The organism is Arthrobacter sp. NtRootA1, assembly GCF_019976975.1.
GTDB classification, from domain to species: Bacteria; Actinomycetota; Actinomycetes; order Actinomycetales; family Micrococcaceae; genus Arthrobacter; species Arthrobacter aromaticivorans.
On record NZ_AP024630.1, the window covers coordinates 3,153,346 to 3,179,646 of the forward strand.

Consider the following 26,301-nt stretch of genomic DNA (forward strand, 5'->3'; position numbering starts at 1 on the left):
TTCTCCCCTAGTTGGTTCTCAAGGATTTTCGACGGCGGGACTCCCCACCGTTCCGGACTTCTGTTCTATGTTACCGCGTAGCTAGCTGCGGATCTGGCCTTCGCCTTGCACGATCCACTTGGTAGTGGTGAGTTCGGTAAGGCCCATGGGCCCACGCGCGTGCAGTTTTTGGGTGGAAATACCCACTTCTGCTCCGAGGCCGAGCTCGCCTCCGTCAGTGAAACGCGTGGAAGCGTTGACTATGACAGCAGCCGAGTCGATTTCAGCGATGAATCTCTCGGCGTTGGCGAGGTTGTTCGTCAGGATCGCTTCGGTATGTCCGGTGGTCCACTTGCGGATGTGATTGACGGCATCATCGAGGTTGTCCACCATGGCCACAGCGAGGTCCAGGTCCATGTATTCGGTGGCCCAGTCGTCGTCGTCGGCGGGGACGGTTTCCACGTCCTTGCCCAGGGCTGCGGCTATACGCTCATCCACATGGAGGGTGACTCCAGCAGAGCGAAGTGCGGCGGCGACGGCAGGCAGCACGGTGGAGCCCGAGTGGACCAGGAGGGTTTCCACAGTGTTGCAGACGCTGGGACGCTGGGTCTTCGCATTCAAAAGAATGTCAACGGCCATCTCTTCACTTGCCGATTCGTCGATGAAGATATGTACGTTGCCTTCACCCGTTTCAATAACAGGCACGGCAGAGTTGGTCACGACAGTCTGGATAAGATCCCGTCCGCCCCGGGGAATCAGAACGTCGACCCGCCCCCGGGCACGCATGAGCACGTTGGCGCCCTCGCGGCCGTACTGGTCCACGGTTTGCACGGCATCGGCAGGCAGGCCTACGGAATCCAAAGCTTCCCGAAGAATCTGCACCAAGGCCTCGTTGGTGTTCGCAGCTGCCGATCCGCCGCGCAGGATGACAGCGTTGCCGCTCTTGAGTGCCAGACCGGCAATATCCACCGTGACATTGGGCCGCGCTTCATAAATGGCGGCAACAACGCCCATGGGGACGTTGACTTGGCGCAAGCGCAAGCCGTTGGGAAGGGTCTGGCCTCGGACTACGTTGCCCACGGGATCCGGCAGGCCGGCCAGGTTCTCCAAAGCCGCAACCAGGCCATCAATGCGGGCAGGTGTCAGTGTCAGCCTGTCCAGCAGTGCGGCAGACGTACCGTTGGCACGGCCTGCGGCGACGTCCTTCGCGTTTGCTTCCAGCACGTGCTTCCGGCGCTCCTGAAGGGCGGTCCCGATGGCACGTAGGGCGCGGTCCTTCCAGGCTCGGTTGGCCTGTCCCATGCGTCGGGCAGCCTTACGGGAACGGTCTGCAATGGCGTGTACCGCGGTTTGGACGTCTTCCGGTGACAACGGAACGCCGCCTGCCACAGGGCTCTCCGGCGTCTGGCCGGCGCCACCGGAAACGTCGGAAATCACAGGGGCGTCAGGGGTCAGCGCTTCAGTCATGTTCCAAGTTTAGATGAGCGGACAGCCTGAAGGAGTACGAGGTCGTCAACATGAACAACTTCGCGGTCGTAACCCCTGCCCATCGCCTGCCCGAGCTCCTGGGTGCTGCGGCCAAGCATGCGGGGAAGCTCTTCCGAGGAATAGTTCACCAGGCCACGAGCCACAACAGTCCCGTCCGAGGCCACCATTTCCACGGGGTCGCCAGCCTCGAAGTCTCCAGAGACACTCGATATTCCTGCAGGAAGGAGTGACCTGTGCCGGTCGCGCACGGCTTTCACCGCGCCGTCGTCGAGCATCAGGCGCCCGTGAACCGTTGCCAGGTGCGCCAACCACAACAGGCGGACGGGCTTGCGGTTGCCGTTCACGGCGAACCAGGTTCCCACGTCCTCCCCCGCAAGGGCTGCTGCGGCGTTCGCCGTGGACGTCACCAAGGCGTGAATCCCGGAGCCGGCGGCAATGGAAGCCGCCTCCACCTTGGTCATCATGCCGCCGGTGCCCACACCTGCTTTGCCCGCCTTGCCAATGGTCACGTCTTCGAGGTCCTGCGGACCGCGCACCAAGGCGATCCGCTTGGCCCCATGTGAGGGTGGACCGTCATAGAGGGCATCGACGTCGGAGAGCAACACGAGAGCGTCGGCGCGGACCAAGTGGGCCACCAAAGCCGCGAGGCGGTCGTTGTCGCCAAAACGGATCTCGTGGGTAGCGACGGTGTCATTCTCATTAACGACCGGAACCACGCCAAGATTCAGCAAGCGGTCCAAGGCCCGGAACGCGTTGGTGTGCTGGGTCCTGCGCATGAGGTCGTCAGCCGTCAGCAGGACCTGGCTGACCGTGACGCCATGCGCGCTGAAAGCCTGCGTATATCGCGCCATCAACAGGCCCTGCCCCACGCTTGCCGCAGCTTGCTGGGTGGCAAGATCCTTCGGGCGCTTGGCCAGCCCCAGCGGGGCAAGGCCGGCTGCAATCGCACCCGAAGAGACCAGGATGATTTCAGTGCCTGCGTTTCGCTTGTCCGCCAACGCATTAACCAGCGACGTCAGCGATTTCTCGGAGATGCCACCTTTGATACTGGTCAGCGAGGACGAGCCAACTTTGACCACAATCCTCTTGGCAGTAGCAAGGGCCTGGCGCTCAAGAACCTCTTCGTTCGGAACTTCGACGGTCCTAGTCGTCATCACCGGTATCCAGGTTGCCTTCCGTTACAGGCTGGGCACGCCGGCGGCTGACGGACTCAGTCCAGATGCCCGCCTTGCGCTCGGCTTCCAGTTCGGCGCGGGCGGCAGCCTTGGCTTCGCGGCGCTCAATCTGTTCATCGCGCTTCTGTGAACGCGTGGGACGGTCGCCGATGTCGGCAACGCGGATGTCGGTACCGCGGGGAGTTGCCAGCAGTTCAGCGCCGGCCATCATGGTGGGCTCCCAGTCGAAGACCACGCCATCGTCCTCACCGATGACCACGGTATCGCCAGGCTTGGCACCAACTTTGAAGAGCTCAGTCTCCACGCCAAGCTTGGCCAGGCGATCAGCCAGGTAGCCGATGGCTTCCTCGTTGGTGAAGTCGGTCTGCTTGACCCAGCGGACAGGCTTCTCCCCAAGGACGCGGAACAACGGTTCGAGGTTCTTTTCCTCGCGGCGGATCCGGAATCCGCTCTCGTTGACGGCACGCGGACGAAGGATGGGCGGGGCAACCTTGGGAGGCGCAGTCTCAACCGCGTCCCGTGCGGCCTTGACGATCTCAGCCATGGCGAAGCCAAGCTGGCGCAGGCCTTCATGGCTGGTTGCCGAGACTTCGAAGACCCGGTAGCCGCGTGCTTCGAGGTCGGGCCGGACGAACTCGGCCATGTCCTTGCCGTCAGGAAGGTCCACCTTGTTCAGGACAACAAGCTTGGGACGTTCATTCAAAGGCACAACCTCGCCGTCGACGCCGGCATAGCTCATGTCAACGGCGTACTTCTCCAGTTCCGCCTCAATGATCGCCAGATCGGAGAGGGGATCACGGTCCGATTCCAGGGTTCCGCAGTCCAGGACGTGCACCAGGGCCGCGCAGCGCTCCACGTGGCGCAGGAAGTTGTGGCCAAGGCCCTTGCCCTCGCTGGCGCCCTCGATCAGTCCGGGCACATCCGCGATAGTAAAACGGATGTCGCCGGCCTGGACAACGCCAAGGTTGGGAATGAGAGTGGTGAAGGGGTAATCGGCAATCTTGGGCCGTGCAGCTGACATCGCTGCAATGAGGCTGGACTTTCCTGCGGACGGGAATCCGACCAAAGCGATATCGGCGATGGACTTCAACTCCAGGACGATGTCGCTGGATTCGCCTTCGATGCCCAGCAGCGCAAAGCCGGGGGCACGGCGCTTCTGGGACGAAAGCGAGGCATTTCCAAGGCCTCCCTGGCCACCTGCAGCCGCAACATACTCGGTGCCCTCGCCAACGAGGTCAGCCAGGACTTCGCCGTCCTTGGTCTTCACCACGGTGCCGTCCGGCACAGGAAGGATCAAGGTTTCGCCGTTCTTGCCGCCGCGCCAATCGCCCATGCCAGGGCCACCGTTGGTGGCGTGGCGGTGGGGGGCGTGGTGATAGTCCAACAGGGTGGTGGTCTGCGCGGAAACCCGAAGGATGACGTCTCCACCATTGCCACCGTTGCCGCCGTCAGGACCACCGAGTGGCTTGAACTTTTCCCGCTTGACAGAGACACAGCCGTGGCCGCCGGTTCCGCCGGATACGTGCAGGACTACCCGGTCTACAAAGCTCGCCACGTGAATCTCCTCTTGCTGTTGCCAGCGCTGTTGCAAAAACCAGAGCGCCATAAGCGCCCCAATCGATTGTAATGCGGTTAAAAGAACGGTGGAGCGGGCCGTTTGGCCCGCTCCACCGGTTCAGAACTTGTTGTTACTCTGCAGCTGCAGCAGCAACGATGTTCACTACGCGACGACCGCGGCGAGTACCAAACTCAACCGCACCGGCCTCGAGTGCGAACAGGGTGTCGTCGCCACCGCGGCCGACGCCTGCACCCGGGTGGAAGTGGGTTCCACGCTGGCGAACGATGATCTCGCCTGCGGAAACTACCTGGCCACCGAAACGCTTGACGCCGAGGCGCTGTGCGTTGGAGTCACGACCGTTGCGAGTGGAGCTCGCGCCTTTTTTGTGTGCCATGTGAAATGCCTGCCTCTAAATTTCTGGGGAAACTGAAAATCTGAACAGAGTAACGAAAGTTACTTGATGCTCGTGATCTTGATCTTGGTCAGTTCCTGACGGTGACCCTGGCGCTTCTTGTAGCCGGTCTTGTTCTTGAACTTCTGGATGACGATCTTGGGACCGCGAAGGTCCTGAAGGATCTCAGCCGTGACCGTGACCTTGGCCAGGTCCGCGGCAGCGGACGTGACCTTGTCGCCGTCAACCAGGAGCAAGGCGGGCAGCTCAAGCGTGCTGCCGGCTCCACCGGGGACGCGGTTCAGCGTTACGTAGTCTCCAACGGAAACTTTTTCTTGGCGGCCGCCTGCGCGGACAATCGCGTACACCACTTGGGTACTCACTTCTCTCGACGTTTCTTACTAAATTTGCGTGCGGAACCTTGAACCGGAATCAGGCTTGGTTCGCGCTGTGCCTCAACGCCGTGGACTTCAGATCGAAGCCCGCGAGTCATCCCATGAACAATTCCAAGGGGCATAACCCAAGTGTTGGCGTAAGCACCGAAGATCAAGATTACGCTAGTTTGACCTTCAGCTGCAAATGAGGCCGGGTCCGGAGGCTATCGAGTGACTTGCGCCACCAGTTGTAACGGACTCTCCCGGCACCGTGCCCATACAGCCTACAGGATTTGCACGGCGATACTGCGGTTTGGCCCGCGACGCGCTGGAGCTTTGTGGATTTGTTCCACTCGGCAACCTCGGAAACCGTGCTTAGGCGAAGAGCCTGGGGGCATCGAAGAAGGCCGTTTCGTAGCGGCAGGACTGGGCGAAGGCCTCAACCATGGCCTTGCGTTCCTGCGCAGAGGCGCCAGCTGCCGCAGCATCGGTAAAGTCGATCGCCTTCCGGGTTGCGGCAGCAAACTCCTCGTCCGCGTATGTCTTCAGCCAGGCGGCATAAGGGTGGTCGCTGGGAGCGCCGGCTTCGACATACGCCGCGTGAAGTTGCTGCCCTACCTCCGCGTACAGCCAGTAGCAGGGCAGGATTGCCGCCAGCAAAACGGCGTAACTGCCCGAAGCCGATGTCGCCAGCAGGTGGTCCACGTACGACCTTGTCATGGGTCCGGTTTCTGTTGAAGCCGGACGCGTGCTCAGCCAGTCCCGGTGGAGTTCGGACTCGACCTCAAGGCAGAGTTGCGATGATTTTGCCCAGAAGAGCTGTTCTTCTTCCGTGGGGGCAAGCGCACCCGCACGCGCCAAAACCCGGGAATAGCCGTTCAGGTAGATGGCGTCCTGGGCGAGGTAGTAATTGAACTGGGGCTCCGGCAGACGCCCCGACTGCAGGCCCTGAATGAAAGCGAGGCCGTATATTGCCTCCAATTCAGGTACAGCTTCGGCCCACAGCCGCGCGGCAAAGTCACCGGATTTCCCGGCAGGATTCAGCGCTGGCTCCAGGTGATGGAAGTGGTGGACCGGCCCGCTACCCTTGCCTACCTTGAGGCCGTCGGCCGTCGCGAGGGCCTGCAGCAGCCACGGCTTGACCTCGCGGAGCGATGCCTCCCAATCGTCCGTGCGGGCTTGGACCGTGGCCAATGCCGAGGAAAGCGAGCACCCTGTTCCGTGGCTGTTCCTGGTATCCACTCGGGTCCCCGGCACCTCGATGACGTCCTGGCGCAGCAAACCGCTCGTGTTGACCAGCGCATCCGGACAGTCGTTTCCTGCCAAGTGGCCACCCTTCACCAAAACGGTCGTTCCGCACTCAGCAGCCAGTCGCTTGCCTTGGTCAAGCGCCGTCGCCCAGTCCGGGGCTTCTGGCTCACCTAACAACATCGCCAGTTCGGGAAGGTTTGGGGTGATGAGATCCGCCAACGGCAAGAGGCTGCGCAGAGATGCTTCGGCAGTCTCATGCAGAAGACGGTCGCCACTGGTGGCTACCATCACCGGGTCAAGGACCACGACGGCGGGACGCACCTCTTCGAGCCAACTGCGGACTTCGTCGATGACAGCCGCGTCACCCAACATCCCGACCTTGACCGCATCAATGTCAATATCGCTACTGATCGCGTCCAGTTGCTGACGCAGGAACTCCACGGGCGGAACATGAACAGCGCTGACGCCCAGGGTGTTCTGGGCCGTCAAAGCCGTAATGGCAGCCATGCCATAGCCGCCGTGCGCTGCGATGCTCTTCAGGTCTGCCTGGATTCCGGCGCCGCCAGAAGGATCCGAGCCTGCAATGCTGAGCACCCGCGGATGTGGCCGGGCCGGAACTGCTCCGATACCAACGGGGTAGACAGCGGAATTCGACGATGAAGCCATGGTGGACATCCCTTCGCCGGTGCTAACCGGACAGGTTCAACGGGTCTGGATCTCAGCCAGGCCCAGTGCCCGGCACCCCGTGTCAGTTTCCTAGCGTAGCCCGTAAGCCCGTCGGCCCGGGAACCGGACGGCCTCCGGGAATGGATGTGACTGGCAGCAACGAAAGAGTCCCGCAGCATCCGCCGAAACGGATGCTGCGGGACTCTTATTGCTCTACGACCATGTCACTGCTTAGTGGTGTGTGCCGTGCTTACAACTCGGAAGCAGGAACTCCCACCCCAAGGATGATGGGCTCGTCAGCTACCTTCTTTTTGGCAGGCTCTTCTGCTGCCGGCGCCTTGGCCTCATGGGCCGATCCACCTGCGGCGGCAGCAGTTACGTCGTGATGTTCCACACTGGTTTCGTTGGCGGCACCCTGCGCCCTGCTGGCACTGCGGTTCCTTCGGCCGCGACGGCCACGGGAACGCGATGAATGATCGTGCTCATCCTCAGTGACAGCAGGAGAACTGGCCGGGGAAACCGCGGAAGCAGTCGCGGGTTCGGAAACCGCAGCCGTCGCTTCTTCCTCCGCAGCCGGTGCAGCACCGAGGTGCGAAAATGCCTCTGCCAACAGGTCCAGGCTCATGGCCGGCTTACCGGCAGGTGGTTCCTCGTGGTGTTCCACAAACGGCAGAGCCACTTCTTCGCCACCGAAACGCAGAACTGGGGTGGAGCGTGCTTCCCGAACCGCAGCGTCATGGCTGGCGGCATCACGTGCAGCCGGTACCCCGGCATCGCCGGTTGCAGCTTCAGGGGCGGATTCATCCGTGTGAGCCTGCTGGCCTGCTGCGCGGGCTTGCTCCTCCGCACGGTGAACCTCATCATCGTGCAAGTGGGCGGCATGCGCTGCGGCGGCGATGGTGGCAAGAGCTGCCCTGGTGGCCTCAGCCTTGGCCTGGCGGACCGGGTCCACGGACTCAGTGGCCGCCGGAGCCGCGGGGGCGGTAGGCGTGCTGTGGAGCGTAGGGGGCACTTCGGCCATTGCGGCTCCCCCACCTTTCCCACGGCGACGCTTGCGATCCGTGCGCGCGGCAGGCTGTTGGGGTTCGGCGTGCGGACGGTGGTGCTCGGCAGCAACAACGTTGGCGCGTCGGTGTTCCACGGGCTCGTCATGGGTGACGACACCACGCCCGGCGCAGTGCTCGCACTGCTCACCAAACACCTCAAGCAGGCCTGTGCCCATGCGCTTGCGCGTCATCTGCACCAGGCCCAGCGACGTCACTTCGGCCACTTGGTGCTTGGTGCGGTCACGGCCCAGGCATTCCACCAATCGGCGGAGCACCAGGTCACGGTTCGATTCGAGGACCATATCGATGAAGTCGATGACGATGATGCCACCGATATCACGCAGGCGCAGCTGGCGAACTACTTCCTCGGCCGCTTCAAGGTTGTTCTTGGTGACGGTTTCTTCCAGGTTTCCACCGCTGCCGGTGAACTTACCTGTGTTGACGTCCACCACGGTCATGGCTTCGGTGCGGTCGATGACAAGGGAACCGCCAGACGGCAGGAAAACCTTGCGCTCCAGTGCCTTGTGGATCTGCTCGTCGATCCGCCAGGCAGCAAAGATGTCCTGGTCCTTGGTCCACTTCTCAAGGCGGCCCACCAAGTCGGGAGCAACGTAGGTGACGTAAGCCTCAATGGTGTCCCACGCGTCGTCGCCGGAAACGATCAGCTTGGAGAAGTCTTCATTGAAGACATCCCGGACCACCTTGATGGTCAGGTCAGGCTCGCCGTAGAGCAATTCCGGGGCCAGCACCTTGGTGGAGGACGCCTGCCCTTCAATGCCTTCCCACTGCGCGCGCAAACGGTTGATGTCGTGCGTCAGTTCTTCCTCGGAAGCACCCTCTGCGGCCGTGCGCACAATGACGCCGGCGTTCTCCGGCAAGCGGTCCTTGAGGATGCGCTTGAGGCGGTTGCGTTCGACGTCGGGCAGTTTGCGCGAGATACCGGTCATGGAACCGCCCGGCACGTACACAAGGTAGCGGCCCGGAAGGGAAATCTGGCTGGTGAGGCGGGCGCCCTTATGGCCAACGGGGTCCTTGGTAACCTGCACCAGGACGGAATCGCCGGACTTCAGCGCATTCTCGATCCGGCGCGGTTGGCCCTCAAGGTTTACTGCATCCCAGTTCACTTCACCGGCATACAACACCGCATTGCGGCCCCGTCCGATGTCAACAAAAGCAGCCTCCATGGAGGGCAGGACGTTCTGGACCTTGCCCAGGTACACGTTGCCAATGAGGGAGTCCTGCTGGGTCTTGGACACAAAGTGCTCAGCCAATACGCCGTCTTCAAGAACCGCGATCTGGATTCTGTCGTCGCGCTGGCGGACGATCATCTGGCGATCCACGGACTCGCGGCGGGCAAGGAACTCAGCCTCTGTAATTACCTGGCGGCGGCGTCCGGTCTCGCGGGACTCGCGGCGGCGCTGCTTCTTAGCCTCAAGCCTGGTGGAACCTTTAACGCTGGTAACCCGGTTTGACGGGGCCGTCTCAGTGATCGGGCGGGGCGCGCGGACACGGGTCACCGTGTTGGGTGGGTCGTCGTCGGACCCGCCAGTCAGTTCAAGATCCTGGTCACCCCTGCGGCGACGCCGGCGACGACGCGACGTGACGCCCTCTTCGAGCGCTTCCGCTGCCGGAGCATCTTCTTCATCCTCAGTCTCAGCGCCGTCTTCGGAATCGGTCTCATCGCGTTCCGTTCCGCGGCGGCCCCGCCGGCCGCGGCTCCGGCGACGACGACGGCTGCTGGAATCCTCCAGCTCGTCAGTTGACCGGGTTTCCGCAGTTTCGTCTTCAGCCTCTTCGGCCTTTTCCTCGACGGCCGGACGCGTCACAGTGCTGAGGTCAGGGGCCTGGAAGATCATGGACGTAATGGAGACCGGCTCCAGGAACAAAGACGTTGAACCGGGGGCGGACTCCTCGGATGCTTCAGACTCTTCCTCGGCGGGAACTGTGCCTTCTGCGGAAATGCCTTCCGCAGAAACGTCTTCTGCGGGGACGCCTTCTGGAGAAACGTCAGCCCCTGCAGGAACATCTGCTTCTGCAGGAACGGGGCCCGGGGTGGCCGGCTCAGGCTGGGACACGGCGTCCGTGGTTTCAGCAGCGGGTGAAGGCTCCTCAGCTGCCGTTGCGTCTACGGCGTCAACGTCCTTGGGCTTGGTAGTCCGACGACGGCGGACCGGCTTTTCAGGGGCAGGTTCGGCATCGGTTTCCGGCTGGGACGCTACCGCGTCCGGCTCGTCAAAACCGGGGAGAGGCTCAGCAGGCACCGTTGTCTTGCGCGCGCGGCTACGACGCGCTGGCGCCTTGACTGGTTCTTCGATGCCAGCCACGGATTCGGCAGGGGCCACTTCTTCGGTGGCAGCTACTGCAGTCTGCTTGGGCGCAGCCTTGCGCCGGGTCCGGGTGGTCTTTTTAGGCGCTTCCGCAGTTTCCGCGGTAGCTGCCTCTTCATTAACGGCTACAACCTGGTCATTATCCATATGTGGCAACACTCCTGCCCCAGCGACGCCGCCACATCCGGCGCCCAGTGGGGCAATTATTTGTCAAAACCCTCAGGCGTTGACAGAAGTCGGTAGTATTCCTTCCGGTTCGCACCATCATTGGGGTGCGGCAGCCCTGGAAGGCCAGTGGCTTTGCTCTGAAACCCGTTGTTCTGCTGCCACAACCAGGTGCCGTCCATTTTCATGGCGGGCATGCCGGGGATCACGTGATCCAGGCAGGCCCTGCTCATGCTGGCGGTCTTGGGAACAAGTCACCGGACCGGATTCCGAATGTGGATCGGCTTCCGGCCATGTTCATTCTCTCACACCCCTGCACATTCGAAGCGTAGGAGACTGTGTCGCACGGTGGGGACAGTGCCTTCAGAAGCTGGGGACCGTGTCCAGCCTCCGGCGTTACAATCCTCACAAGAGCCGTTCCCGGACTGGCCGGGTCATTGTCGAAAGGGATTGCGTCCGCGATGCCAAGCACCGCCAGGGAAAACCTGGCCAATCAAGCCTCCACCCCCGCGGGTGGCAAGACCACGGAGCCGGGATTGCAGCGCGCGGCCCGGCCTGACCATCTGCCTAAAGCAGTGCAAGACAAGCCATTTGCGTGGCTCCTGCTGATCACCGGCGTCATCGGCTGGCTGGCTTCGGGGGCATTGGTCCTTGAGAAGTTGGAAGTACTCAAGGACCCCAACCACATCACGCTCTGCGATGTGAATCCATGGGTTTCCTGTGGAGCGGTGATGCAGACACCGCAAAGTTCCGTTTTCGGGTTCCCCAACATGTTCATCGGGATCGTCGCGTTTGCGGTGATCATCACCACTGCCATGGGACTCCTGGCCGGCGCCAAATATTCACGCGGCTACTGGCTGGGCCTGCAGGCGGGCGTAACCCTCGGTTTTGCCTTTGTTGTGTGGCTGTGGTCCCAGGCCCTGTACGTCATCAACATTCTCTGCCCGTTCTGCATGGTGGTGTGGGCGGTCATGATCCCCATGTTCGTCTGGGTGACCATCCGCAACATCTCCCATGGAGTCATCAAAGCACCGCCTGCACTGGCCAAGGTCCTGGGCGACTCCGGATGGATCGTCGTGGCACTGCTGTATGTAGCCGTGATCGCCACGATCTTCTTTGCCTTCATCCACGTCTTCGCCGGTACGTCCGGTTACTAAACCAACTCCGCGAGATAACAGTTAAGGCCAATGTTCTTTGCGAACATTGGCCTTAACTGTTATCTCGGTGAGGCGTCGTTAGCCCGCGAACCAGATCTTGATCTCACGCTCGGCGGAGTCAACAGAGTCCGAACCGTGCACGAGGTTCTGCTGGACTGCCAGGCCCCAGTCGCGGCCGAAGTCGCCCCGGATAGTGCCCGGTGCCGCAGTAGTGGGGTCAGTGGTGCCCGCCAAGGAGCGGAAGCCCTCGATCACGCGATGGCCTTCAAAGACAGCCGCAATGACCGGGCCGCTGAGCATGAATTCCACCAGTGGCTCGTAGAACGGCTTGCCCACGTGCTCTTCATAGTGCTGCTCCAGCAGCTCGCGGGTCGCGTTGACCTTCTTCAGCTCAGCCAGGGCGTAGCCCTTGGCTTCGATCCTGGCGAGGATGCTTCCGCTGAGGTTGCGGGCGACGCCGTCGGGCTTGATCAGGACAAGGGTCCGTTCAATGCTCACAGTTGCTCCAATGTGATGGGTGGGTGGGTTTCCCAGCCAGTTTACGGGGTTTCCGGGCCTGCCTCGTCACGGTGGGCCGCATCCCATTCAGCCTGCTCCCGGTCGCGTTGCGCCACCTCGCGATCGATCCTCATCCCGGTCCGGATTCCGTACCACCAGCAGATCGCGAAGAGGATGCCGACGATGAACATCATGGGCTCTGCGATTCCTGTCAGGATCAGGAGGACCTGCAGCCCCCAGCCGAGGCCTACACCCCACGGCTTGGACAACACGGCACATGCCAGGACGAGCACTACGCTAAGCGTGATGCCTACACCCAGGATGATTCCGGGAGCCACTTCGCCCCGCTTCAATCCAAAGACCACCAACGTGCCGAAGAACGCTACGAAAGCTTCGAGCAACAGCACGGTGGAAGCGAACATCACCTTGGTGGATCGGCGCTTTTTGGGCATGCCAGGGCGCCATTCGCGTTGGGCCTTGGTCAGCTTGGCCATCTTCAGGCACCTTCCTTTCCGAGCAGGATGCGTGCCTCGGCCACCAGGGTGATGGAGCCGGTGACCAGGACGCCGCCGGCAAGGTCATCGTTGGACTCAGCCCGTTCGACAGCCCACTCCAGTGCATCATCGAGTTTCTCGGCGATGTGGACGTTGTCCTCGCCAAAGCCAAGATCGACGGCGAGTTCGGCCAGTTCCGCTGCAGGGACGGCGCGCAGCGAATTGGACTGGGTGAAGCAGAACTCCTCTGCCAGGTCTCCGAGCTGCTCCTTCAAGGTCTTCAGGATCTCCTCGGCGTCCTTCTCCCGGAGTACTCCCACTACCACCACGAGCTTGCTGAAACTGAAGGCTTCACGGATCGCCTCCGCCGAGACGCGGATGCCATCCGGGTTGTGGGCGGCATCGACCACGATGGTGGGGGCAGTCCGCACCACTTCCAAGCGGCCAGGGGACGTCACGTTGCCGAAGGCTTCCTTCAGGACGTCAAGGTCGAGCTCTTTCTCCCCCCCACCGAAGAACGCTTCCAACGCGGCCACAGCCACGGCGGCGTTCTCTGCCTGGTGGGCACCGTGCAGCGGCAGAAGGAGGTCTTCGTAGCGACCCGCCAGGCCTTGGACGGTGATGACCTGTCCGCCTACAGCTACGGTGCGTGACTCTACGCCAAATTCCACACCCTCGAAGCGGAACGGTACATCCACCTCGCGGGCTTTTTCCAGCAGGACCTGGGCAGCGTCCACCGGCTGGGCAGCGCTCACCAGGAAGCCACCGGGTTTGATGATCCCGGCCTTCTCATACGCGATGTCCTCGGTGGTGTCGCCCAGGAGATCCGTGTGGTCCAGGGAAATCGGCGTGATAACAGAGACCTGGCCATCGCCCACGTTGGTGGCATCCGTAATGCCGCCCAGGCCGACTTCCACGACCGCGACATCCACCGGCTGGTCTGCGAAAATCGCGAAACCCAAGATTGTCACGCACTCGAAGTACGTGAGCCGGGGCTGGTTCTCAGCTATGAGTTCGTTGTCAACGATTTCCAGGTAAGGCCGGATCTCATCCCAGATCCGAACAAACGTCGCATCCGATACGGGCTCACCATCAATGCTGATGCGCTCGGTGACTTTTGAAAGGTGCGGGCTGGTGTAACGGCCTGTGCTCAACCCGTGTGCGCGGAGCCCGGCCTCAATCATGCGGGCCGTGGAGGTCTTGCCGTTGGTTCCCGTGATGTGGATGATCGGGAAAGCCTTGTTGGGCTCCCCCAGCACGTCCATGGCCCTGAAAAGCGGCGCCAACCGGGGTTCCATCTTGTTTTCAGGTGCCCGGCCAAGAAGTTCGGCGTAGACGCTTTCCACGGAGAATTCGTCAGTCATGGTTCAGGCCCCTGCCTTTGCTACGGTGACGCGCGGTTCCTCGGCGCTGGAGAGAAGTACTTCCAGTTCCAAGGACAGCGTCTCGGTCTTGACGAGCTCAGCGTTGGTTTCCAGCGCATCAATGACGTCCTGCTGCGCCTCGACAGATGTGCGGATGCGGTCGCTGACATTCAGTCCGGCATCCTTGCGTGCTTGCTGGATGGCACGAACCAGGTCGCGGGCCAGGCCTTCCGCAGCAAGCTCAGGAGTGACCTCGGTATTCAGGACGACGAATCCACCACCGGGGAGCACTGAGACGGCCTTCTGGGCGGCAGCACCGCCGTCGGACGTCTCTCCCACCACAGTCTCCAGGCTGTATTCATGCGGCTCAAGCTCGAGTCCCCCGGCCACCACCACGCCGGAATCGTTCACGGACCAATCACCGGACTTGGACCCCTTGATGGCCTGCTGCACGTTTTTGCCAAGGCGCGGTCCAGCAGCCCGGGCGTTGACCACCAGTTTCTGCTCGATGCCGAATTCCTCCGGCGAAGCCGAAGCAGCGTCCAGCAAGCGGACGGAGCGAAGGTTCAGTTCATCAGCGACGACGGCGGCGAAGCCTTCCAGCGCATCTGCGCCAGGTGCCACAACCGTCAGTTCCTGGAGCGGCAGGCGGACCCGCAGGTTAGCGGCCTTGCGCAGGCTTGAACCGGTGGAGCAGATCTGCTGAACGCGGTCCATGGCCTCCACGAGGTCGGCGTTGGCCGGGAACAGCGAAGCATCAGGCCAGTCAGCCAGGTGCACAGAGCGGCCACCGGTCAGGCCACGCCAGATCTCCTCGGTCACCAGCGGCAGCAGGGACGCCGAGACCCGGCATACAGCTTCCAAGGCCGTGTACAGGGCATCGAACGCGTCTTCATTCTCGTCGAAGAAGCGCTGCCGGCTGCGGCGAACGTACCAGTTGGTCAGCATGTCCAGGTAGCTGCGGAGTTCATCGCAGGCGCCGGAGATGTCGTAGGAATCCAGGCTTTCGGTCAGGCTGCGGACGAGGTCCCCGGTGTTGGCCATCAAATACTGGTCCAACGTGTCGGAGTAGCCGTCGTAGCGCAGCTTCGCTTCGTAACCTGAACCGGAGTTCGCGGCGTTCGTGTAGAGCGTGAAGAAGCTGTACACGTTCCACAGCGGCAGGATGACCTGGCGGACGCCGTCGCGGATGCCCTGCTCGGTAACCACCAGGTTGCCGCCTCGCAGGATGGGGCTGGACATCAGGAACCACCGCATGGCGTCGGAGCCGTCACGGTCCAGGACCTCGGAAACATCCGGGTAGTTGCGCAGGCTCTTGGACATCTTTTGTCCGTCCGAGCCCAGCACGATGCCGTGGCTGATGACGTTGCGGAAAGCCGGGCGGTCAAACAATGCGGTGCTCAGGATGTGGAGCATGTAGAACCAGCCGCGGGTCTGGCCGATGTACTCCACGATGAAGTCCGCAGGGTTGTGTGTGTCGAACCATTCCTCGTTCTGGAACGGGTAGTGCACCTGGCCATACGGCATCGAGCCCGAGTCGAACCAGACGTCCAGGACGTCCTCGACGCGACGCATGGTGGACTGGCCCTCCGCCGGAGAACGGGGGTCGTCCGGATTGGGTCGGGTCAATTCATCGATGAACGGACGGTGCAGGTCCACCTGGCCTTCGTTGTTGACCGGCAGGCGGCCGAAATCGGCTTCCAGGTCCGCCAGCGAACCGTACACATCCGTGCGCGGGTACTCGGGGTCGTCCGACTGCCATACCGGGATAGGTGAGCCCCAGTACCGGTTGCGGCTGATGGACCAGTCGCGGGCGTTGTCCAGCCATTTGCCGAACTGGCCGTCCTTGACGTTGCCCGGGATCCAGTTGATCTCCTGGTTCAGTTCGGACATGCGGTCCTTGAACTTGGTGACCTCCACGTACCACGAGGACACTGCACGGTAGATCAGCGGGTTCCGGCAACGCCAGCAGTGGGGGTAGCTGTGCTCGTAGCTGGCCTGGCGGACCAGGCGGCCGTCGGCGCGAAGCACCTGGGTGATGGGCTTGTTCGCATCAAAGACCTGCAGGCCCACGATGGCGGCCAGCTCTCCGTGCGCAAACAATGGAAGGAACTTCGCGCCCTCGTCCACGGACAGGACAACGGGGATTCCGGCGTCTTCACAGACCTTCTGGTCATCCTCACCGTAGGCCGGAGCCTGGTGCACGATTCCCGTACCGTCTGTGGTGGTGACGTAGTCGGCCACAAGGAAGCGCCAGGCGTTTTGGGTGCCGTACTTCTCAGCATCGGCGAAGTCGTTCCACAGCGGCTCGTACTCAAGGCCCGCCAACTCGGCGCCTGTATGCGTTGACACGACAGCGGCAGCTGCGGCAGCTGCGTCGTCGTACCCCAAATCCTTGGCGTAGGTCCCCACGAGGTCAGCAGCCAGAAGGAAGCTACCCGTGACCGGCGCTTCCGCCGACGCAGCCTTGACGCCATTCGGACCGGCGGGCAGGACTGCGTAAGCGATGTCAGGCCCGACGGCGAGCGCCAGGTTGGTGGGCAGCGTCCAGGGCGTCGTGGTCCAGGCAAGGGCCTGGACGCCTGCGAGCGCCTGTGAGAGTTCGGATGTGCCAGCCTTGATGGGGAAGGTCACCGTGACGGTTTGGTCCTGGCGGTTCTTATAGACGTCGTCGTCCATGCGGAGTTCGTGGTTGGACAGAGGGGTCTCGTCCTTCCAGCAGTACGGCAGGACGCGGTAGCCGTTGTAGGTGAGGCCCTTTTCGTGCAACTGCTTGAAGGCCCACAGCACTGACTCCATGTACTCGACGTTGAGTGTCTTGTAATCGTTGTCGAAATCCACCCAGCGGGCCTGGCGGGTGACGTAGGCCTTCCATTCGTTGGCGTACTTCATCACCGAGGCGCGGCAGGCGTCGTTGAATTTATCGATGCCCATGGCTTCGATCTGGGTCTTGTCCGTCATGCCCAGCTGTTTCATGGCTTCCAGTTCGGCGGGGAGGCCGTGCGTGTCCCAGCCGAAGCGGCGTTCTACGCGCTTTCCGCGCTGCGTTTGGTAGCGCCCTACGAGGTCTTTGGCGTAGCCAGTGAGGAGGTGGCCGTAGTGCGGGAGGCCGTTGGCGAAGGGCGGGCCGTCGTAGAAGACGAATTCGTTGCTGCCGTCTTTGCCGGCATCGCGCTGGTCGATGCTTGCCTGGAAGGTGCCGTCTTCTTCCCAGTACTTGAGGATGCGCTCTTCGATTTCCGGGAACTTCACGGAAGCGGACACGCCTTGCGTGCCTGAAGGAGACGCTGAGGCCTTGGGGTAGTGGGTCATCTCATATCCTGTGATAGCTGGTTGACTGTCAGGATGCGAGGACGGCTTCAGCGTTTGCTGTTGCCGCGGTACCACCTCACTTACCGGAACCATGGCGCCCTGGGTGGGGCAACGGCCGGTTCCGGCCTCTCATTACTGCTGTGACGGGCTTACCCGTCCGGTTCTACTGGGCCCTGACCGCCGCTTGGATTTCGCCACGTGGGCGTTCAGGGATGTTCTTCCGGAAGCTCACCGGTGATGGCCGGGTCAACGCTTGTCTCCCAAGTCTAGCGGCAGGAGAGGCCCGCGCTCCACTCGCAGGATCATCCTTCGGGTGGACCAGCTGGAGGCGGTCGGGTGCATAGACTCGACCCCATGACCAACCCTGCCTCTGTCCTTCCGACCTCAGGCCCGGTCAGACGCTGGCTGGCTCACCAAGCATCCCCTGCGTGGTCGGTCCTGGCTCTGCTCTTGGTGTTGCCTGTGGCAGGAATGTCCCTGTTCAGGGCGGTCCCCACGGAGTGGCCGCTGGTGGTGGTTCAACTGTTGTCGTTCACCCCGTGGATGGTCCTGCCCTCGGCGCTGGCGATGGTCCTTGCTTTGTTTGGGCGCCGGCTGTGGGTCTTCATCACGACGGCGGCCCTCTTGGCTCTCCAATTGTTCTGGCTGTTTCCGCTGGACACCGGAAGGCCAGAAGCAGTTCCTGCGGGGACCGCCACTGTTTCCGTGAAGGTGATGAGCCTCAACACTGAATACGGTGAGGCTGACGCAAGTGCCATCGTGAAGTTGGTCCGGGAGAACGGTATTCAACTCTTGACGTTCCAGGAGCATACGCAAGGGCTGGAAGACCGACTACGCTCCGAAGGCCTGGAATCAATACTGCCGAACCTCCTGAGTGAACCCAACGACGACGCTTCCGGTGGCGCCGTATATTCCGTTTTCCGTCTGCAGCCGGAGGGGCTCCTGCCCGATACGCCATTCCGGATGGACGTCACGCGGGTCTTCATCACGGATCCGGACAACGTTTCCAAGGCCACGTTGAACCTCACCAACGTTCACGCTCTGCCCCCGGTTGATGAGCGGATGCAGCAGTGGCGCAGCGACCTTGTCCAGGTTGCCCGTCAGGCCTCCCGTCCAGGGCATCACCTGCTGATGGGTGACTACAACTCCACCTACGATCACACCGAGTTCCGCGCCTTGCTTGACCCTGCCCTGGGCGGTGGACAGGACGGCAAAAAGCTCGTCGATGTTGGAACAGCCTCAGGCGGACGGTTCTCCCCCACCTGGCCAATGGAGGGACCACCTCTTCCGGGAATCGTGATCGACCATATGGTTACTTCGCCCCGAATCAGCAGCAGTGGCTACGCGGTCCACCAGGTTTCCGGTTCTGACCATGCGGCCATTGTGGCAACGCTGGTCATCCCCGCCAGTTAGAGTGCGCCCGTGCTTCAGCTTTCCTTGCGGATGAGCTTGTGGTTGGCTGCCTGGGCCACCGGGCGGACAACGATCTGGTCCAGGTTGATGTGATGTGGCAGGGAGACTGCGTACTTGACGACGTCGGCCACGTCCTCTGCCGTGAGGGGCTTTTCGACTCCGGCGTAGACCTGGGCGGCGGCGTCCTTGTCGCCCAGCCGGTTAAGGGCAAATTCCTCCGTGTGGACCAGGCCCGGCGCTACCTCGATGACACGGATGTTGTGACCCACTTCTTCCAGCCTTAGGGCGTTGGTCATGGCGTGCTGGGCGAACTTTGCGGCGTTGTAACCGGCGCCGCCTTCGTAAGCGGCCAGTCCGGCGGTGGATGTCAGGTTAAGTACGGTTCCTTCCCCGTCCTCCCTCAGCATCGGAAGGAATGCCCGGGTGATCTTCATGGTGCCCAGGACGTTTACCTGGTACATCCACTCCCAATCCTCAGTATCGGCATTCGCGATCATGTCCGCGCCCCGGGCACCTCCGGCAATGTTGATGAGGGTATCGGCTCCCCCGGCTTTGGAAACTGCCTGCAAAAGGGCAGAGACGTCGTCGTCGCTGGTGATATCGGCCGCAAACGGAATGGCGCCGGTTTCGGCGCCCAGCGCACCCAGTCGTTCGGCCCTGCGGGCCACCGCAAAGACCTTCCAGCCTGTGGAGGCCAACGCCCGCACCGTGGCCTCGCCGATGCCCGTGCTGGCACCGGTAACTACTGCCGTTTTGTTCTGAACTGGATAAGCCGTCCGTGCTGCCAAAGTCATGGCACTACACTATCGGTGGTCGCCGGCACCGGCCGAAGCAGCCCGTAACGGCGGGCCATGGAACAATTGACCCATGGCTGAATCAACGCAGGGTACAGACACGCCCGCCACCGCCCCCATCAACGTTCCCGACAAGCCGGCCCTCGAAGGCCTGGAGGCCACGCTGACGCAGCGTTGGCTGGACGAAGGGACCTACAAGTTCAATCCGGACACCACCCGGGAGCATGTCTACTCGATCGACACTCCCCCGCCAACCGCCTCGGGCTCCCTTCACGTGGGGCACATGTTCTCGTTCACCCAGACAGACGTCCAGGCCCGCTACATGCGCATGACCGGAAAGAACGTCTTCTACCCCATGGGTTGGGACGACAACGGCCTGCCTACCGAGCGTCGCGTCCAGAACTACTACGGTGTGCGTTGCGATCCCGCCATCCCGTACAACGCCGACTACCGTCCGCCTGCGCAGCCAGCCAAGAACCAGCGCGATTTCGACGTCGTTTCCCGCCAGAACTTCATCGAGCTGTGCGAGGAACTCGCTGTGGAGGACGAAAAAGTCTTCGAGAACCTCTTCCAGACCCTCGGTTTGTCCGTGGACTGGGACCTGACCTACCGCACCATCGATGACACCTCCCGTGCGGTATCCCAGCGTGCCTTCCTCGCCAACCTCTCTGCCGGTGACGCCTACATGGCCGAGGCTCCCACCCTCTGGGACGTTACCTTCCGCACCGCCGTGGCGCAGGCTGAGCTGGAGGACCGAGAGGTAGCCGGCGCGTATTACCGCTACCCCTTCTTCACCGAAGCCGGCGAAAAGATCTTCATCGAAACCACGCGCCCGGAGCTTCTTGCCGCCTGCGCCGCGCTGGTGGCAAACCCCGACGACGAACGGTACAAGCCGCTCTTTGGCAAAACAGTGAAATCCCCGCTGTTTGATGTAGAGCTCGAAGTAAAGGCCCACCCTCTCGCCAAGGCGGACAAGGGTTCCGGCATCGCCATGGTGTGCACCTTCGGTGACCTGACCGACGTCACGTGGTGGCGTGAACTGCAGCTGCCCACCCGCGCCATCATGGGCCGCGACGGCCGCATCATCGCCGAGACCCCGGAGTGGATCACCACCGACGCCGGCAAGGAAGCCTACGCAGCGATCGCTGGCAAGACTGCTTTCTCCGCCAAGGAAGCCGTAGTGGAGCTTCTCACTGCAGCAGACCTGCTGGACGGCGAACCGAAGAAGATCACGCACCCCGTGAACTTCTTCGAAAAGGGTGACAAGCCCCTTGAGGTAGTGACCTCACGCCAGTGGTACATCCGCAACGGCGGGCGCGATGAAGAACGCCGCGAACGCCTGATCGGCCGTGGCCAGGAAATCAACTTCCACCCTTCCTTCATGCGCTCCCGCTACGAGAACTGGATTGCGGGCCTGAACGGCGACTGGCTGGTATCCCGCCAGCGCTTCTTCGGCGTGCCCATTCCCGTCTGGTATCCGCTGGATGCCCAGGGCAACCCGGACTACGACCACCCCATCCTGCCCTCGGATGACATGCTCCCCGTGGATCCCGCCGCGGATGCAGCCCCAGGCTTCGAGGAAGCTCAGCGCGATCAGGCCAACGGCTTCACCGGTGACGCCGACGTCCTGGACACTTGGGCCACGTCCTCCCTTACCCCGCAGATCGTGGGTGGCTGGAGCCGTGACGAGGAACTGTTCTCCAAGGTCTACCCCTTCGACCTCCGCCCCCAGGGTCACGACATCATCCGCACGTGGCTGTTCTCCTCCGCTGTCCGCGCCGACGCCCTGCAGAAGAGCGCGCCTTGGAAGCATGCAGCTATCTCCGGGTGGATCCTTGACCCGGACCGCAAGAAGATGTCCAAGTCCAAGGGCAACGTGGTTGTTCCCACGGATGTCCTGAACGAGTTCGGCTCGGACGCTGTCCGCTACTGGGCAGCCTCGGCCAAGCTCGGCGCAGATACGGCCTACGAGATCGCGCAGATGAAGATCGGCCGGCGGTTGGCCATCAAGCTGCTCAACGCGTCCAAGTTCGTGTTGAACCTTGGGGCCACCGAAAACTCCGTCGTGTCCAGCGATCTCTCCGTACTGACCAATCCGCTGGACCGTGCACTGCTCGCGCAGTTGTCCGATGTGGTTGCCCAGTCCACCAAGGCGTTCGACAACTATGACTACGCCCGGGCACTTCAGATCACAGAGTCATTCTTCTGGCAGTTCACTGACGACTACGTCGAGCTCATCAAGGACCGCGCCTACGGTGCGGCCGGGGAGTCGGAACAGGCATCCGTGCTGGCTGCACTGGCCACCACCTTGGACTCCTTGCTGCGCCTTTTCGCGCCATTCCTGCCCTTCGCGACCGAAGAGGTGTGGAGCTGGTGGCGCTCCGGCTCGGTTCACCGCGCCCAGTGGCCGGCCGCACTGGAAATCGCCGACGGCGACACCACAATGCTTGGCACTGTTGGGGTAGCACTCAGTGGCATCCGCAAGGCCAAGTCCGAGGCCAAGGTGAAGCAGCGCACCGCAGTACTCTCAGCATCCATCACCGCCAATGAGATGCTTGTTGCGCAGCTCAAGGCTGGACTCGGGGACCTGAAGGCGGCCGCGAACGCACAGGAGATTGCACTCCAGTCCGGCGAGGGTGAGCTCACGGTCAGCGATGTTGTCCTGGCACCGGCAGAGGAAACGCCCGCGTCGTAGCCCAGCCCGCGTCCTTGGCCCATTTTTGGGCAAAGGGGAAGCCCCATCAGCGTTTTGCCGTTGGTGGGGCTTCGACTTTTCGGCTGTCCGGTGACGGCTTGACAGTCTGGCGGAATCCTCGGAATTTCAGGTCTTACTACCTCGTCACAGGTAGCTTGCTTCCAACTTTGCCAAAGGCTGCGTTGGTTGCATATCACTGAATCTTTGGTTTCCGTGTCCCTCTTCTTTCGAAGTGGGTAAGAACCATTGTGGTCCCGTCGGAGACCATGCACAAGGCCTCCGGCAGAACTACAATCCTGTAGTTCTGCGGAGGCCTTTTTCGTGCAGCTTTCCTGCAGCCCGGGCAAAGCTATGGCAGAGTATGCTCATGCCGGAACTTCCCGAAGTGCACGGCCTGTGCACGTATCTGGACACCCAACTCCGTGGAGCCGTACTGTCCGACGTCCGCATTAACTCCATCGCAGCCCTGAAGACGGCTGATCCCCCTTACAGCTCACTTGAGGGCCGGACCATCCAGGGCACCCAGCGCTTCGGCAAATTCATCAGCCTCGACGCCGGGAGCCTGTTTTTCGTCTTCCACCTGGCCAAGGCAGGATGGGTTCGCTACACCGAGCATCCCTCGTCAGCAGGGCTCCGCATGGGCAAGAGCAACATCGCCGCCAGACTATTGCTGCACCGGGTGGCCGACGATGCCCACATCGGTCTTGACCTGACGGAAGCCGGCACCAAGAAAAGCCTGGCCATCTACGTAGTAAGGGATCCCTTGGATGTTCCTGGAATCGCAACCCTTGGCCCGGAACCACTCAGCCCCGACTTCGACGAAAATGCCCTGGCAGCAATCCTTAAGTCAAGTTCCCAACAAATCAAGGGACTTCTCCGCAGCCAAAGTGTCATCGCCGGGATTGGCAATGCCTACAGCGACGAGATTCTGCATGCTGCCAAAATCTCTCCCTTCGCCATCGCCAAGTCGCTCGGCGGCGAAACAGTACAGCGGCTCTACGACGCGATGCAAGAAGTTCTGGTGGGTGCAGTGAACGCGGCAGCTGGAAAGCCTTCCAGCGAGCTGAAGGACACCAAGCGAAGCAATTTCAGGGTGCATGCCAGGACCGGGCTACCCTGCCCTGTCTGTGGTGACACTGTGCGTGAGGTGTCCTTCGCGGACACCTCACTGCAGTACTGTGCCACCTGCCAAACCAACGGAAAGATCCTCGCGGACCGGCGCACGTCACGCTTCTTGAAGTAGCTCCAGGCAGCTCTGGTTCAGGTTGAACCGCGAAGCTCTAGTTAAACTCAGGGCTTTCCGTGCGGCTGCGCTTAATTTCGAAGAAGTGCGGGTACCCGGCAAGGGTTACCGTGGCGTCCCAAAGCTGTCCCGCCCCTTCGCCCCTCGGAATCCGGGTGAGGACCGGGCCGAAGAAGGCCGTACCGTTTACGGCGACCACGGGTGTTCCGACATCCTGGCCCACCAAAGAGATGCCAGCCTCATGACTGGCGCGCAATTGCGTGTCGTAGTCGTCGGAACCAGCGAACCGTGCCAGTTCAGCGGGAAGCCCAACCTCTGCCAGGGCCTTCTCAATCACGGAAGTACGGTCCTTGTTGCCCTCATGGTGGATCTGCTCCCCCATGGCGTCATACAACGGCTTGACGTAGCTGCTGCCGTGCAGTTCCTGGGCCGCGATGATCACACGCACCGGACCCCAGCTGTCGTCCATCATTGCCCGGTAGTCGCCGGGAAGGTCACGGCCCTCGTTGAGCACCGACAGGCTCATGACATGCCAATCCGTCTCAATACCCCGCACCTGCTCCACCTCGCCGATCCAGCGCGATGTGATCCATGCGAAGGGACAAACGGGATCGAACCAGAAATCGGCTTTGTTGACGGACTGCTCAGGCAAATTCTGTTCGGGCACAGGAAACTCCTCGACAAGAGTGGAAACGGGCGTGGAGCGACGCTGAATCAGTGAAACCGCCGCTACTAGGCCAACGGCTGGCTAGGCCGACTTATTCCGGCGCTTCGCTACGACGTCGTGGCCGATCATGGTCGGCTGGGCCTTGTTATCCACGACATCAGCGGTTATGACCACAGTTGCGATGTCATCCCTGCTCGGGAGATCAAACATGACTGGCAGCAACACTTCTTCCATGATGGCCCTCAGGCCACGTGCCCCTGTGCCGCGTTCAAGCGCTTGGTCAGCGATGGCATCCAGCGCGTCGTCGTCGAATTGCAACTCAACACCATCCAACTGGAACATCTTCTGGTATTGCTTCACCAAGGCGTTCTTGGGCGTGGAAAGGATCTGGATCAATGCAGGACGGTCGAGGTTCGAGACGGTGGTGATCACCGGCAGGCGGCCGATGAACTCCGGAATGAGTCCAAACTTCAGCAGGTCTTCGGGCATGACTTCGCCGTACGTGTCCACGTTGTCCCGGACCTCGTTGAGCGGCGCTCCAAAGCCGATGCCCTTGCGCCCGGACCGGGAACCGATGATGTCCTCGAGACCGGCAAATGCGCCTGCCACGATGAAGAGCACATTGGTGGTGTCGATCTGGATGAATTCCTGATGCGGATGCTTACGTCCGCCCTGTGGCGGCACGGAGGCAACTGTGCCTTCGAGGATCTTCAGCAGGGCCTGCTGGACTCCTTCGCCCGAGACATCCCGGGTGATCGAGGGGTTCTCGCTCTTGCGGGAGATTTTGTCGATCTCGTCAATGTAGATAATGCCTTGTTCGGCTTTCTTGACGTCGTAATCTGCCGCCTGGATGAGCTTGAGCAGGATGTTCTCCACATCCTCGCCAACGTAGCCTGCCTCCGTGAGCGCCGTGGCATCGGCTACAGCGAACGGCACATTCAGCCTGCGCGCCAGCGTTTGTGCCAAGTAGGTCTTGCCACAACCGGTTGGGCCAATCAGCAGGATGTTGGACTTGGCGATCTCCACATCCTCGTGATGCGGACCCTCACCAAGGCTGCCGGCTTTGGGAGCGTGACCAGCCTGGATGCGCTTGTAGTGGTTGTACACAGCAACCGCCAGCGACCGCTTGGCAGGTTCCTGGCCAATGACGTACTCCTGCAGGAAATCGAAGATCTCCCGGGGCTTGGGCAATTCAAAACTGCCAAGGTCCGAAACTTCCGCAAGTTCTTCTTCGATGATCTCGTTGCAAAGCTCGATGCACTCATCGCAGATGTACACACCGGGCCCGGCAATCAGCTTCCGTACCTGCTTCTGGCTCTTTCCGCAGAAAGAACACTTCAGCAGGTCCGTGCTCTCGCCAATCCGAGCCATGTGTGAATCCCTTCGTTACATGCGGGTGATGCGGCTCCGCGCCGTACTCAAGTGTGCGGCCTGGCCGGGGTTGGCACCACCGTGACAACATCCACTCTAGGTCACAATGGGCTGCTTGGGCGGAAACAGAACGCCGGTGCGGTCCATATTTCGCGAACCGCACCGGCGTCGTTTTACTGTCTGCTACCTGGCGATTGCCTGGGGCTTGATCTTGCGGGAGTCCAGAACCTGGTCAATCAAGCCGTAACTCATGGCCTCGGCCGCGGTCAGGATCTTGTCGCGCTCGATGTCGTTATTGACCTGCTCGGACGTGCGGCCGGAGTGGTGTGCCAGCGTGTCCTCAAGCCATGTACGCATGCGCATGACTTCAGCAGCCTGGATCTCGAGGTCGGATGCCTGGCCGCCCTGGCCGCCGGACAACGCGGGCTGATGGATCAGCACGCGTGCGTTCGGCAGTGCCAGCCGCTTGCCCGGAGTTCCTGCTGCAAGCAGCACAGCAGCCGCGCTGGCTGCCTGGCCCAGGCATACCGTCTGGATCTCGGGACGAATGTACTGCATGGTGTCATAGATCGCCGTCATGGCGGTGAAGGATCCACCTGGCGAATTGATGTACAACGTGATGTCGCGGTCCGGATCCGTCGATTCAAGGACCAGCAGCTGGGCCATGATGTCATCGGCAGAAGCGTCGTCAACCTGGACGCCGAGGAAGATGATGCGGTCCTCGAACAGCTTGGTGTACGGATCCTGGCGCTTGAAGCCGTAAGGGGTACGCTCTTCAAACTGGGGCAGGACGTAGCGGCTGGTTGGGAGATTACCGGCAGACCATCCGAAGTTGTAGTTCATGTCATTACTCCTGGGTTTCAGTGGTTCTTT

Annotated in this window: 19 protein-coding genes and 1 riboswitch; of the genes, 4 read left to right on the forward strand and 15 right to left on the reverse strand. The window is 61.8% G+C overall.

The window, feature by feature from the left end:
- Positions 1-81: 81 nt before the first annotated feature.
- From LDN90_RS14190 to LDN90_RS14220, 7 genes are all read right to left on the reverse strand, one after another.
- Entirely contained in the window at positions 82-1,446 is a 1,365-nt protein-coding gene (locus LDN90_RS14190; protein ID WP_223946243.1) for a glutamate-5-semialdehyde dehydrogenase, read from the reverse strand.
- Positions 1,443-2,621 (reverse strand): glutamate 5-kinase, encoded by a 1,179-nt coding sequence (gene proB, locus LDN90_RS14195; RefSeq protein ID WP_216925490.1) that lies wholly within the window; start codon positions 2,619-2,621, stop codon positions 1,443-1,445. Before proB ends, LDN90_RS14190 begins: the two co-directional genes overlap by 4 nt.
- Positions 2,611-4,197 carry a GTPase ObgE gene (obgE, locus tag LDN90_RS14200; protein WP_216925489.1) on the reverse strand — a complete coding sequence of 529 codons (1,587 nt, stop codon included), beginning with the start codon at positions 4,195-4,197 and terminating at the stop codon, positions 2,611-2,613. Before obgE ends, proB begins: the two co-directional genes overlap by 11 nt.
- Positions 4,198-4,330: 133 nt before the next feature.
- A complete protein-coding gene (gene rpmA / locus LDN90_RS14205; protein WP_021470683.1) occupies positions 4,331-4,594 on the reverse strand; it encodes a 50S ribosomal protein L27 in 264 nt (87 codons plus the stop codon).
- A gap of 59 nt (positions 4,595-4,653) precedes the next feature.
- A complete protein-coding gene (rplU, locus tag LDN90_RS14210; RefSeq protein ID WP_223949300.1) occupies positions 4,654-4,962 on the reverse strand; it encodes a 50S ribosomal protein L21 in 309 nt (102 codons plus the stop codon).
- Positions 4,963-5,340: 378 nt separating this feature from the next.
- Complete coding sequence (locus LDN90_RS14215) at positions 5,341-6,882, reverse strand: bifunctional hydroxymethylpyrimidine kinase/phosphomethylpyrimidine kinase (RefSeq protein ID WP_223946244.1); 1,542 nt, start codon at positions 6,880-6,882, stop codon at positions 5,341-5,343.
- Positions 6,874-6,972, reverse strand: a riboswitch (TPP riboswitch). (Overlaps the previous gene by 9 nt.)
- Before the next feature lie 160 nt (positions 6,973-7,132).
- Positions 7,133-10,402, reverse strand: a complete 3,270-nt coding sequence (locus LDN90_RS14220) for an Rne/Rng family ribonuclease (RefSeq protein WP_223946245.1) — start codon at positions 10,400-10,402, stop codon at positions 7,133-7,135.
- A 479-nt stretch (positions 10,403-10,881) separates the two neighbouring features.
- On the opposite strand from LDN90_RS14220, the gene LDN90_RS14225 reads away from it, so the two are divergent.
- Entirely contained in the window at positions 10,882-11,577 is a 696-nt protein-coding gene (locus LDN90_RS14225) for a vitamin K epoxide reductase family protein (RefSeq protein WP_216925486.1), read from the forward strand.
- A gap of 78 nt (positions 11,578-11,655) precedes the next feature.
- Here LDN90_RS14225 and ndk read toward each other — a convergent pair whose 3' ends face one another.
- The 4 genes from ndk to ileS are packed head-to-tail and all read right to left on the reverse strand — an operon-like array spanning position 11,656 to position 17,245.
- Positions 11,656-12,075, reverse strand: a complete 420-nt coding sequence (ndk, locus tag LDN90_RS14230; RefSeq protein ID WP_216925485.1) for a nucleoside-diphosphate kinase — start codon at positions 12,073-12,075, stop codon at positions 11,656-11,658.
- Positions 12,076-12,116: 41 nt separating this feature from the next.
- Complete coding sequence (locus LDN90_RS14235; RefSeq protein ID WP_216925484.1) at positions 12,117-12,569, reverse strand: DUF4233 domain-containing protein; 453 nt, start codon at positions 12,567-12,569, stop codon at positions 12,117-12,119.
- A 2-nt stretch (positions 12,570-12,571) separates the two neighbouring features.
- A complete protein-coding gene (locus LDN90_RS14240) occupies positions 12,572-13,933 on the reverse strand; it encodes a folylpolyglutamate synthase/dihydrofolate synthase family protein (protein WP_216925483.1) in 1,362 nt (453 codons plus the stop codon).
- Positions 13,934-13,936: 3 nt separating this feature from the next.
- A complete protein-coding gene (ileS, locus tag LDN90_RS14245; RefSeq protein ID WP_223946246.1) occupies positions 13,937-17,245 on the reverse strand; it encodes an isoleucine--tRNA ligase in 3,309 nt (1,102 codons plus the stop codon).
- Positions 17,246-17,599: 354 nt separating this feature from the next.
- Here ileS and LDN90_RS14250 point away from each other — a divergent pair, with 354 nt between their 5' ends.
- Entirely contained in the window at positions 17,600-18,658 is a 1,059-nt protein-coding gene (locus LDN90_RS14250) for an endonuclease/exonuclease/phosphatase family protein (RefSeq protein ID WP_223946247.1), read from the forward strand.
- Positions 18,659-18,672: 14 nt separating this feature from the next.
- Here LDN90_RS14250 and LDN90_RS14255 read toward each other — a convergent pair whose 3' ends face one another.
- Positions 18,673-19,452: an SDR family oxidoreductase gene (locus LDN90_RS14255; RefSeq protein WP_216925480.1), complete on the reverse strand. Its 780-nt coding sequence runs from the start codon at positions 19,450-19,452 to the stop codon at positions 18,673-18,675.
- 73 nt (positions 19,453-19,525) lie between these two features.
- Here LDN90_RS14255 and valS point away from each other — a divergent pair, with 73 nt between their 5' ends.
- On the forward strand, positions 19,526-22,147 hold the full coding sequence (gene valS / locus LDN90_RS14260) for a valine--tRNA ligase (RefSeq protein WP_223946248.1): 2,622 nt from the start codon (positions 19,526-19,528) through the stop codon (positions 22,145-22,147).
- A gap of 367 nt (positions 22,148-22,514) precedes the next feature.
- The gene (locus LDN90_RS14265; protein WP_223946249.1) at positions 22,515-23,390 is read left to right on the forward strand and encodes a DNA-formamidopyrimidine glycosylase family protein; all 876 of its coding nucleotides are present in this window, start codon (positions 22,515-22,517) and stop codon (positions 23,388-23,390) included.
- A gap of 37 nt (positions 23,391-23,427) precedes the next feature.
- Here LDN90_RS14265 and LDN90_RS14270 read toward each other — a convergent pair whose 3' ends face one another.
- The 3 genes from LDN90_RS14270 to LDN90_RS14280 all read right to left on the reverse strand — a co-directional run bounded on the left by LDN90_RS14270 (position 23,428) and on the right by LDN90_RS14280 (position 26,271).
- Complete coding sequence (locus tag LDN90_RS14270) at positions 23,428-24,042, reverse strand: DsbA family protein (protein ID WP_223949301.1); 615 nt, start codon at positions 24,040-24,042, stop codon at positions 23,428-23,430.
- Between the two features lie 96 nt (positions 24,043-24,138).
- Complete coding sequence (gene clpX, locus LDN90_RS14275) at positions 24,139-25,428, reverse strand: ATP-dependent Clp protease ATP-binding subunit ClpX (RefSeq protein ID WP_216925477.1); 1,290 nt, start codon at positions 25,426-25,428, stop codon at positions 24,139-24,141.
- Between the two features lie 183 nt (positions 25,429-25,611).
- A complete protein-coding gene (locus LDN90_RS14280; RefSeq protein WP_216925476.1) occupies positions 25,612-26,271 on the reverse strand; it encodes an ATP-dependent Clp protease proteolytic subunit in 660 nt (219 codons plus the stop codon).
- Positions 26,272-26,301: the final 30 nt, after the last annotated feature.